This is a genomic window from Anabaena lutea FACHB-196 (assembly GCF_014698305.1).
Lineage (GTDB): Bacteria > Cyanobacteriota > Cyanobacteriia > Cyanobacteriales > Nostocaceae > Anabaena > Anabaena lutea.
On record NZ_JACJST010000053.1, the window covers coordinates 1 to 10922 of the forward strand.

Genomic DNA, 10922 nt, shown 5'->3' on the forward strand with positions numbered 1-10922 from the left:
AGTAATATTATTTATTTGTTATGTGTAAAATCATTTTTTTGTACGGTAAAGATTTTTTAGTGATGCCTGTTTTTAACTTGGCGATCGCACTTTTTTTGCCCTACCTCACAAAATCGCGTTGCTCCCAATTAAAGATGAAGGTGCTGGTACAACCAACAATGATAGAATAAATTTTATTACATTGTCCTGGATGAATTTGTTAAACGTTTATATTATTCTTGCCTGGTATGAACAAGCAGATATAGTCATCAATTCTCAAGATAAAATTACCAAGCAAAAATTTAATGATAATTATGTAAAAGAGAAAATTTTAGAAATTAGCCAATATCAAATGACTGCACTACATTGGAATACTACGCATTTTGAAAAAGATTTTAAAAATATTTACTTAAATGCGGTTAACAGCTATGAAAATATAGCATAAAATCAAAATGTCCGTCTTCATTCGAGACAGAAGCATCTTGATGTATTTGAAAACTTCACCGAAGAAGGTAATTTTAATCTAGCTAAATTTAAAGCTTATACATTGGATAAATCACTAGCTGCGGCTAAAAGAGAATCAATGACTACACATAAGCTAGAGTATTTAAGTGATGGTTATAAAGGAATATTTTTTATATCAAACTGACTTGAAAATACTTGGCGCTGAAATTAATCAACAAAAATGACTGTACAGACTGTGATTGGTTTGACAATCTGAACTCAAGAAGGTAGCAAGTTGTTTCCATCAGGCGATCGTTAACGAGGCAGTGTGTAGTTCAGTAAGTGAAACTTCATATCCCAGTTTCTGTAACCGTTTAACTAAACGTTTTTTTGTCGCCTCTGGTTTTTGTTGATCGAAATAATCACCTCCTAAATCTTGATAAGGCTCTTGACGCAAAATTAAGTGGTAGGCAATTTTTAAAATCGAATGTGCAACGGCGATAATTGCTCGTTTTTTACCGCGTCTTGCGGCAATACGACGATACTGAGCAGCAAGATAACCTTTCGTTCGTGTCGCCGCATGAGCGGCTTGTACAAGTCCAACTCTTAAACTGTTATTACCATGACGAATCTTGGAGGAAAGTCGTTTACCTGCACTTTCACAATTACCAGGAGCAACACCAGCCCAAGCTGCCAAATGTTCAGGAGTGGGAAAGCGACTCATATCAGTACCAATTTCGCCAACAATTAATTCTGCGGTTTGACGTGCGACACCGGGAATTGTATCGAGCAATTCCACTGCTTTTTCAAAAGGGGAACAATACTCTTTAATTTGTTGGTTAAATCGCTCAATCGTTTCGTCGATATTATCGATATTACACAGTAATTCTGTCAGAATAAAACGCTGATGCTGTCTGACTTTTCCTTCTAAGGCTTTGATTAAAGACTCTCGTTTATCTTTCAAACGATTTGAAGTCAAATTAGCCATCAACTCCGGATTATTCTCACCTTGTACAATCGCATTCAAAATTGCCCTTGCTGATACTCCCATGACATCTGATACCACCGATGCTAGTTTGATATTCGCTCCTTCCAGAACTTTTTGGACTCGATTTACTAATGTTGCTCGCTCACGGATAAAGTTAGTGCGATGGCGAATCAGGTCACGTAAATCTCTTTGCTCTATCGGGGGAATAAAACTTGCTCTTATTAGTCCGTGCATCAGCAATTCTCCAATCCATTGAGCATCCTTTGTATCAGTTTTCCGTCCAGGTACATTTTTGAGGACAGCCGCATGGGCGGGTTCCCCGACTTGTGCGGACTGTCCGTGATGTGGTGAGCATTCACCAGTAATACTTCAAAATTTGCCTCCAAGATATTAAATATTGGTCGCCAATATTCTCCCGTACTCTCCATGGCCACATGGGTACACTCTCTTACTGTTAGCCAATCTGACAATTGCAGTAAATCGTTGGTCATTGTGCCAAATGTTTTAATTTCTTTGTTCCAGCCGCCACCCGATTTGGGTGTGATTGCACAAGCAACTACTGTTTTTTTATGGACATCAAGACCTGCACAACGGGAGTATACTATTTCCATAAATACCTCACCCAATCAATATTGGAGACAAAGCACAGTGTCCCGTTGATACCCATGAGTCATAATCTGACTTTCGTGCTTTCCTTTGACGGGGCAACAGTTACTGGTTCTTGTAGGTATCCCGGTCTGGCTACTTAACAGGCTTTTACGCACCAGGTGGACACGACCTCTGTGGAACACCATGCACCTTTTATTATTACATTTTCATCCCTCCTGGTGTACGCAGTTCATGATGGCTACTTAGGAGGTATTTATCATTTAACTGCTGATGAGATTTATATAGAGAATAATCAATTTATTATCCAGGAATCTAAAAATGCTAGTAAAACTAAAATGCCATCTATAGATGATATTAAAGATGGTTTATTTAAATTGATTCTCTTCAGTAATTTAGATTCTTTATATTTAGATAATGTACAAGTGGAGTTTAGGACACAATTAAAAATCACCGGGAGAATTGAAGGTAGTCTATATTTACCAAATGATAATGCAGCAGTAGTATCAAATTTCTGTAAAAATAACAATTTTAGTAATACACTAAGAAAAATTATTGATTTATTAAACCAGGAAACTATCAAAAACCCCAAACTCAAAATTATTATTACTCATCATGAATAAATTAATCAAAAGTCCTCTCAGATATCCTGGGGGAAAATCCAGACTTGTTAAGCAGATATTACCCCAAATTCCTCTAGATGTGACTGAATTTAGAGAACCTTTTATTGGTGGTGGTTCTGTCTTTTTAGCAGTTAAAAGTCTCTTTGAAGAACATATCCGTAAATATTGGATTAATGATCTTTATTTTGATTTATATTCATTCTGGAAATATGCTAAAGATGATATTACTAATTTAGTCTTAAAAATCGAACAATTTAAAGAAAATTCCCCAAATGGTAGAGAATTATATAATTATCTAAAAAATATCGATCATTTATCTAATGATTTTGATGTAGCTGTGCGGTTTTTTATAATGAATCGTATCACGTTTTCAGGTGTTATGGATTCTGGTGGATATTCTCAGCAAGCTTATGAAAAAAGATTTACATTGTCTTCTATTACTAGATTACAAAATATCAGTCAGTCTTTATCCGATGTAAAAATTACTTGTGGTGATTATGAAACACTTTTAATGACTGAAGGAAATAATGTATTTATATTTCTTGATCCTCCTTATTATCAACCTACAAAATCAAAACTTTATGGAGTTAAAGGTAATTTACATACCAGTTTTGATCATCAAAGATTTGCTGAATCTTTAAAAAAATGTCCCCACAAATGGTTACTCACTTATGATGATTGTCCAGAAATTAGAGATTTATTCGACTTTGCCCAAATCACCGAATTTGAGTTACAATATGGCATGAATAATTATAAACAAGAAAAAGCCAAAAAAGGTAAAGAGTTATTTATCAAAAATTATTACCTTTAGTGATGATAGCGGATTTAATTCATCTGCGTTTATCTGCGTTTATCTGCGGTCAATTATTCTTGAAATCTTATTCTATGCAGCTTCATCTTAATTTGGTATTAGTCAATTGAAAGCAAAAATTAAATATGCTTTTTCACAACCTCGATAGAGACGTTTCATGAAACGTCTCTACATTATGATTTAGGAAATCTCAATTCCCTGCTTTCAGCTTCCCATAAGCATAACGGCTAAAACTGCCCTCATTCAAATTATTCCAAGCATACATCCGATCTCTAAAGGGTTTCCACTGTTCATAAACAGCTTTAAAATCAGCGTCTTTAGCTGCAAATTCATCATATAAAGCAAAAGATGCTTTTTCGGCTGCTTCCAAAATTTCCTGACTATAAGCACGAAGTTGAGTACCCGTTTTTAATAGTTTTTCTAATGCCTCACTATTACGGGCATCATAACGAGCTAACATTGTTGTATTCGACTGATATGCAGCCGTTTCTAAAGCTGCTTGGTATTGAGGTGGTAGCTTTTTCCACTCATCTAAATTGACTTGTACTTCCAGCGTTGGACCTGGTTCCCACCAACCTGGATAATAGTAAAATTTAGCGACTTTATTTAAACCTAATTTTTCATCGTCATAGGGGCCTACCCACTCAGCCGCATCAATAGCCCCTGTTTGTAAGGCTTGGAAGATTTCCCCCCCAGGAAGATTCTGCACTGTAACTCCCAGTTTAGCCATAACTTGCCCCCCTAAACCGGGAATCCGCATTTTTAGTCCCTGGAGATCATTAAGTGTTTTCACTTCTTTACGAAACCATCCCCCCATTTGTGTAGCCGTATTTCCCGCAGGAAATTGAATCACATTAAATTTACTTGCGTAAATTTTCTGAAGTTGGGCTAAACCTCCCCCTTCATATAACCAAGCATTTTGTTGTTGGGCATTAAGTCCAAATGGTACTGATGTACCAAAAGCAAGGGCGGGACTTTTGCCAATGTAGTAATAAGCTGCGGTATGTCCTGCTTGCACCGCACCTTGAGAAACCACATTGAGAACTTCTAAACCGGGTGCAATTTCCCCCGCAGCACGGGGTTCGATAATAAATTTACCGTTAGTGAGAACTTTAACACGTTCTGCTAAAACCTGCGCTCCGCCAAAAATTGTTTCTAAAGACAATGGCCAACTTGTAGCCATTTGCCATTTAATGGTGGGCAGGTTACTGATATCGGATTGCCCTTTGGCAGCTTGATTTTGAGCATTTTGACAACCACCAACTATTGCCACTCCTGTAGCTGCGATCGCACTTTGAGTTAATCTGTTAACAATAGCTCGACGTTTCATAAAAGTTAATACTATTAACGAACCATAAGTTGTTCCCACAATATCATATTGATGCAACAATTCATGTAAAATAAGGTGCTTTAATTGTGAGAATTCAGGAGCCAGGAGTCAGGAGTCAGGATATTTGCTTATCTCAGGAATATCAAGGAGCCAGTATTTTAAAAGTTGATTCATCTCGACTTGATAAGTATTATTTATACTGAATTCTCGGTGTTATTTTCTCAATTCTTACCTTGAATTTATATGTTATATGCGTAACTCAAAAAGATTAACTCTCATCAGCAAACTGTTAAAAGTTTCACAATTTATTGATAGTTGTGCAGATAAATTTGGATGGTTATCTAACTGGCTAGTATTACTGACAATTGGAGTCGGTTTTTTTAATGTTGTAGTCCGTTATCTAGGACGTTTCATTGGAGTGCAATTATCTTCTAACGCTTTATTAGAACTACAATGGTATTTGTTTTCTCTAACTTTCTTATTCGGCTTTGTTTATATTTTACGGCATGGAGAAAATGTGCGGGTTGATTTTCTCTATACTAATATGAGTGAAAAAAGACGTGCCTTAGTTGATTTTGTCGGAACGATTTTGTTTTTAATTCCTTTTTGTTTAATTGGTATTTGGGTAACATTCAATCCTGTTTTACAATCTTGGGGAAGGTCAAGTGATGGCAGTTGGGGAACTTGGGAAGTATCTTCTGATGCTAATGGTTTACCCCGCGCACCAATCAAAACTATGGTTCCCTTAGCGTTATTATTGCTGCTTTTACAAAGTATTTCTCAAGCCATTAAATATTTAGCAGTATTATTAGGCTATCAACAAGTAGCAGACAAAATTCGCTTAGAAACTTCAGAAAATATCAATATTGAGTAGGAAAAATTATGGGTTTTGAATGGTTAGCAATCTTCATGTTTGTCGGCTTTTTATTTATTTTAATGAGTGGCTTTCCTGTCGCTTTTTCCTTTGCTGGTACAGCCATTGTTTTTGGACTCATTGGTACAGCAGTAGGGGCTTTTAATCCTGCTCGTCTCCTACTATTACCTAATAGTTGGTTCGGCACAATGTCTAATTTTACCTTACTAGCTATTCCGTTTTTTGTCTTTCTTGGTGCCGTTTTAGAAAAATCAGGATTAGCTGAAGAACTATTAGAAACTATTGGAATTATTTTAAGTCGTGTACGCGGAGGTTTAGCTTTAGCGGTTGTCTTAGTAGGAACTGTTTTAGCCGCGACAACCGGAGTCGTTGCCGCCACAGTAATTGTCATGGGGATGTTATCATTACCTGTAATGTTACGCTATGGCTATGATAAACAATTGGCTGCGGGGGTAATAGTTGCTTCCGGTACTTTAGCCCAATTAATTCCTCCGAGTTTAGTCTTAGTAATTCTTAGTGATCAAATTGGTGTTTCTGTCGGAGATTTATTTTTAGGCGCATTAATTCCTGGATTAATGTTATCTGGTTCTTATATTCTCTATATTTTAGCACTAGCTTTTTTTCAACCTGAAAAAGTTCCACTTATACCTGCTGATGTTGTAATTCCTCAAGGTACTCAATTAATTAAACAAGTTTTTAAAGCTGTTGTTCCACCTATTATTTTAATTTTTGCAGTATTAGGCAGTATTTTCTTTGGTGTTGCCACTCCTACAGAAGCAGGGGCTGTAGGTGCAGTTGGGGCTTCTATTCTCGCAGCTTTTAATAAACGTTTAACACCACAATTAATTCGTGATGCTGCTCATTCTACCGCAGTGATTACATCTTTAGTGGTGATGATTTTATTCTGTTCTTCGATGTTTAGTTTGGTGTTTGATGCGTTGGGAGGAAAAACTCTCATCACTAATTTATTAACAAGTTTACCAGGAGGATATTGGGGGTTTTTAATTGTTAGTAATTTAGCGATTTTTGCGCTGGGAGTTTTTCTGGAATTTATTGAAATTTGCTTTATTGCTATGCCTTTATTCGTGCCTGCTGCCCAGGCTTTAAATATTGATATGGTTTGGTTTGGGGTGGTGATGGCAATTAATTTACAAACGGCGTTTATTTCTCCACCAGTGGGATTTTCTTTGTTTTATTTACAAAGTGTTGCCCCTAAAGAAGTGAGTACTTTTGATATTCATAAAAGTGCTATTCCTTTTATGGTATTACAGTTTATTGTGTTATTAATTGTGATTATTTTCCCGCAAACAGTCCGCTGGTTAATTGATATTTCGGCAACAACCGGGACTTGAAGCAGTCACTTACAAAAAATTTCCGGTAAATGAAGTATATCGATCAGGCTGGCATAAATCAAATTTTACGGGTTTTCGTGTACGGTACTCTCAAAACTCTCAAACCAGGTGAAGTGAATTATCAAAAATATTGTACTGGTAAAGTGGTAGAAGCGAAAAGGGCGAACTGACAAGTCAGCGCTTACGCTATCGCACCTGGTAAACTATATGCTTTACCAATGGGTTATCCAGCGATGACTTTAGGAGATAGCAAAGTTCACGGATATTTACTTTCTGTTGCTGACTCATCGCTTTTAACAGAATTGGATGATTTAGAAGATTACCAGCCGAATCGACAAATCGCAGAAAACCTTTATGATCGGCAATATATAAAAATTTTTGAGCCAACCGGGTTGTCTTTGGGTTCGGCTTGGGTTTATCTGATGACTCCAAAAAAAATTTATCGAAACAATCGGGTCTAAAACCTCGCCTTTTAAGGCGAAAAGTTTTTGGAGCGGGGCATAAATCCCCGTTACAAAAACGGCCTCCTGCCTTCGTTAACAGCTAGGCGGTATCTGCCTAGTTGATGGCTATTGGAAGAGTTCACCTGATAAGGTTTTAATTAGTTAATATCGTGTTGGGTGTCTTCCGGTTGATTTTGGGGGGGATTAACTGGCGGTTTTGGAAAAGCCACCGCTGTTTTGGGAATTTCAATGACTGGGTTGTTTAAGGCTACCATCAGCGGTGAAGCAGGAACTGCTGGTTGTGTGGTTGCCACAGTTGGTTTTATTTGTTGTTGTGCCAGTTGCATTTTCAATCCGGTATCTGGCAATAAACCGGATATTGTGCCGATGAAACAAGCAGCCACAGCTGCACCACCAACCATCCAAGCTGCCTGAGAACGGCGGTGCAAGCGTGTCCATACTTGCTGGAATGTTGCTTCTGGTGACTGTTGATCTGGTACTGGTATAGTTTTTAAGCCTTGCCTCAGCTTTAATAGTCGCCCATACAAGCATTTAACGGAGGCATCGTTTGCCAACCATTCTTCTATTTGCCTGCGTTCGACTGCTGTTACCTCGCCATCGAGATAAGCACTCAATAACTCGAAGCGATCTGCTTCGCTGTGACGTAGGCCGTTGCGCTTCTCTATATCCATAGCACCCGTTGATTCATTGGTATGATTAGCCATTCCATCTGGTACATCCTGAGGAAGTTGGGAAGGGGAACGGTCATAAAACTGAGAACCAGTATTCATTTTAACGTTTTTACCAATTCATACACGGGTAAACACAGCGGATGAGTTTGAGAGTTTAAGCATTTTGCCTCGAAATGGCTGATAAAGTTGGTTTTTTCCGAAATTCTTAATATTTCTAAAATTCTGCCATTGAACTGAAGAAAGGTATTGTAAATTTAGGTATCTAGATAAACTTGCAACTGAGCTTGCAATCTGGATCTGGCTCTAGCTATTCTCGACTTTACAGTTCCTAAAGAAACTCCAGTGATTTCGGCAATTTCTTCGTATGCCAACCCTTCAATTTCTCTGAGGACAATAGTAGTACGGAACACCTCTGGCAAATCAGCGATCGCTTCTCGCAGTTGTTCGTAAAATTCTCTAGTAGTCAGTTCTTCCTCAGGCCCTGGAGTATCGCCGGCAATTTCCCAATCCATCTCGCCGTCTTCTACCGAGCGGGGAGCATCCAGTGATAGGGGACTAACAACCCGCTTGCGTTTACGTAACTCGTCGTAAAACAAGTTAGTGGCAATACGGCTTAACCAGCCGCGAAACTTAGCAGGTTCTTGTAATCGGTTAATATTCCGATAAATACGAATCCAAACTTCTTGAGCCAAGTCGGCTCTGTCAGACCAATCAGGAGCGAGATGGTATAAAACCCTATCGACCTGAGTCTGATAGCGGCGCAACAGTTCTGCAAAAGCCGCACGGTCTGGACGCAATCCTACTTGACAGCGCAAAATGAGATCGTGATTTGAGAGTTTGTCAACTTGCACCGATGCTTCCGAATAAGTTGCATCAACAGTTGACCAGGATACAGTAATCGACTGACTCATAGATCGTACTGGCTTGAAATTATCCCTTTCTATTAGACCTGATAATTTGTCAGAAGTTCCTGAGTCAGGTGACGGATTTATGACCGGAACACAGAAATATAAGAAAAGACACTCTTTAGAAGATGAGCGAACAGTATTATCTAAAGAGACAAGGAGAAGATAAACAAGGCTAATCGGAAACCCTATGGAGACTTACCCATAATAGGAAAGAAGGTAATCAGATTGACAACTGACCACTAGGGCTTGACAAAAACTACCATCTATAAATTATGAAAGTATGGGTATATGAATGAAAAAACCGATAATTTCTGAGCAATTTTTTGCTAATGACTGGCTCTAAGCAGTCAATTAGTCATTGGATTTTGGATTTTGGATTTTGGATTTTTGGCTTGTGACTACAAATGAATCTGCTTGCTCTGAAGATTTTGGATTTATTACGTAGTTGTAACTATGATAGTTATGACTGCGAGGGCTGCCATAGCCACAAAAAATCTCAAATCGGCTTTTCTTCAATCTAAAATCGGTACAGTCAGCCAGATATGTCAGGGATAAACAATAGGCGATGGCAATGGCAAGAAATGAATCTGTAGCGCGGATGGTGATGTTCCTGTGTTTTGGCACAGCAATTTTGTCTCTGGCTGTCCATTGGCGCATTATGAAAACGACAGGGCAGTTGAATCAGTCTGCATCCACTACATTGAGGCAAAATTCTTCTCCCCCAACCTACTCTCATCAAAGCCGTTCAGAAGGGATTGGGATTGGGGAAACTGCTTTAGGGGCAGATGTCCCTGAATCTGTACCAAATTCGGCTGCTACAAAGCCTCATACTAAGTTGACAACAGGCAAAAAATATGTAGCTAGTGCTGCGGATACGCCAAAAAAGACAAAACTGGTGGTTCCAGAACCTGAAAGACAGAATCGGAAGGCTGAAAATCAGCCCAAGAGCTTTTTATTTCCGGGTGTGGCACAAGCAAAATCTGTTCAGGGATTAGGGACTAGTAAGACACAAGTGGTAGTTGATTTAAGCGATCGCCGTGTCTATGTTTATCGCTATGATCAAGTCATAGCCAGTTACCCCGTTGCTATAGGAAAGACGGGATGGGAAACGCCCACGGGTGACTTTCAAGTCATGCACATGGAACACCATCCCATTTGGCGGCACCCGATTACTGGAGAAGTATTTGAAGGCGGTACTAATAGTCCTTTGGGAGACCGATGGATTGGCTTTTGGTCAGATGGACGAAATGAAATTGGCTTTCATGGTACGCCTAATACTGACCTGTTGGGAGCGGCCGTGTCTCATGGTTGCTTAAGGATGCGTAATGCTGACGTGCGGTTGTTATATAGCCAAGTAGGTTTAGGCACACTGGTATCAGTACGTGATTAGAAATCATGTCCGGTTGATTAGTTATGATTCACGCATCTGGGCAAAAATTCCATAGTGCAGCTTGGCGCAATCAGTAGGCCGGCGTAAATATTTGTGGTGAGGATCAGGCAGATTAAGTCGATTTTGAAGAAGACAAGGGGACACGGTGAAAGAGGGACACGGGGACACGGAGACGCGGGGATAAGTCAAGAGTAAAGAGACACGGAGATATGGGAAAAGAGTTGACTCTCAGAAGACAATCTTTCTTTCTCACCGCGTCCTCTTCGGTCAGTGGTCAGTTGTTAATTTTAACGCTGACTACTGACTAATGACTAATGACTAAGATTGTGATTTCTGTTCAAAATTATGTGCGTAGACTTGGAGTAAGCCACTGACTTGACGCAGGGTAAGCTCATCTAATTTGGTATAGTATGAACTTGACAAAAGAAACAAGATAAGCAGCAGGAAGCAGAGAAAAATTTTACTTGACATGACAGCAAAAG

At 38.9% G+C, this 10922-nt stretch carries 10 protein-coding genes and 2 pseudogenes; 7 read left to right on the forward strand and 5 right to left on the reverse strand.

Annotation, left to right across the window (positions count from 1 at the left end; all coding sequences use genetic code 11):
- The first annotated feature begins 118 nt into the window (after nucleotides 1-118).
- Complete coding sequence (locus H6G59_RS26755; protein WP_190721044.1) at nucleotides 119-424, forward strand: hypothetical protein; 306 nt, start codon at nucleotides 119-121, stop codon at nucleotides 422-424.
- A gap of 303 nt (nucleotides 425-727) precedes the next feature.
- Here the strand turns inward: H6G59_RS26755 and H6G59_RS26760 are convergent, their stop codons facing one another.
- A complete protein-coding gene (locus H6G59_RS26760; RefSeq protein ID WP_339328015.1) occupies nucleotides 728-1777 on the reverse strand; it encodes an IS110 family RNA-guided transposase in 1050 nt (349 codons plus the stop codon).
- A 29-nt stretch (nucleotides 1778-1806) separates the two neighbouring features.
- A pseudogene (locus tag H6G59_RS27780) lies at nucleotides 1807-2022 on the reverse strand (IS110 family transposase); the annotation flags it as partial.
- 171 nt (nucleotides 2023-2193) lie between these two features.
- Between H6G59_RS27780 and H6G59_RS26765 the strand changes: the two are divergent.
- A complete protein-coding gene (locus tag H6G59_RS26765) occupies nucleotides 2194-2640 on the forward strand; it encodes a hypothetical protein (protein ID WP_190721047.1) in 447 nt (148 codons plus the stop codon).
- Nucleotides 2633-3451, forward strand: coding sequence for a DNA adenine methylase (locus H6G59_RS26770; RefSeq protein ID WP_190721050.1), 819 nt, complete (start codon nucleotides 2633-2635; stop codon nucleotides 3449-3451). Before H6G59_RS26765 ends, H6G59_RS26770 begins: the two co-directional genes overlap by 8 nt.
- Nucleotides 3452-3641: 190 nt before the next feature.
- On the opposite strand, the gene H6G59_RS26775 is transcribed toward H6G59_RS26770, so the two are convergent.
- A complete protein-coding gene (locus H6G59_RS26775; protein ID WP_190721053.1) occupies nucleotides 3642-4781 on the reverse strand; it encodes a TRAP transporter substrate-binding protein in 1140 nt (379 codons plus the stop codon).
- Nucleotides 4782-5031: 250 nt separating this feature from the next.
- Between H6G59_RS26775 and H6G59_RS26780 the strand changes: the two genes are divergently transcribed.
- The 3 genes and pseudogenes from H6G59_RS26780 (at nucleotide 5032) to H6G59_RS26790 (ending at nucleotide 7468) form a co-directional block, all read left to right on the forward strand.
- Nucleotides 5032-5655, forward strand: coding sequence for a TRAP transporter small permease subunit (locus tag H6G59_RS26780; RefSeq protein ID WP_190721056.1), 624 nt, complete (start codon nucleotides 5032-5034; stop codon nucleotides 5653-5655).
- Between the two features lie 8 nt (nucleotides 5656-5663).
- Nucleotides 5664-7007: a TRAP transporter large permease gene (locus tag H6G59_RS26785; protein WP_190721060.1), complete on the forward strand. Its 1344-nt coding sequence runs from the start codon at nucleotides 5664-5666 to the stop codon at nucleotides 7005-7007.
- Nucleotides 7008-7036: 29 nt separating this feature from the next.
- Nucleotides 7037-7468 (forward strand): annotated as a pseudogene (locus tag H6G59_RS26790) (gamma-glutamylcyclotransferase family protein).
- 140 nt (nucleotides 7469-7608) lie between these two features.
- Here H6G59_RS26790 and H6G59_RS26795 read toward each other — a convergent pair.
- Together H6G59_RS26795 and H6G59_RS26800 are read right to left on the reverse strand one after the other, a co-directional pair.
- Entirely contained in the window at nucleotides 7609-8241 is a 633-nt protein-coding gene (locus H6G59_RS26795; RefSeq protein WP_190721062.1) for an anti-sigma factor family protein, read from the reverse strand.
- Between the two features lie 155 nt (nucleotides 8242-8396).
- On the reverse strand, nucleotides 8397-9053 hold the full coding sequence (locus tag H6G59_RS26800; RefSeq protein WP_190721066.1) for a sigma-70 family RNA polymerase sigma factor: 657 nt from the start codon (nucleotides 9051-9053) through the stop codon (nucleotides 8397-8399).
- 562 nt (nucleotides 9054-9615) lie between these two features.
- On the opposite strand from H6G59_RS26800, the gene H6G59_RS26805 reads away from it, so the two are divergent.
- Entirely contained in the window at nucleotides 9616-10440 is an 825-nt protein-coding gene (locus tag H6G59_RS26805; protein ID WP_190721069.1) for a L,D-transpeptidase, read from the forward strand.
- Nucleotides 10441-10922: the final 482 nt, after the last annotated feature.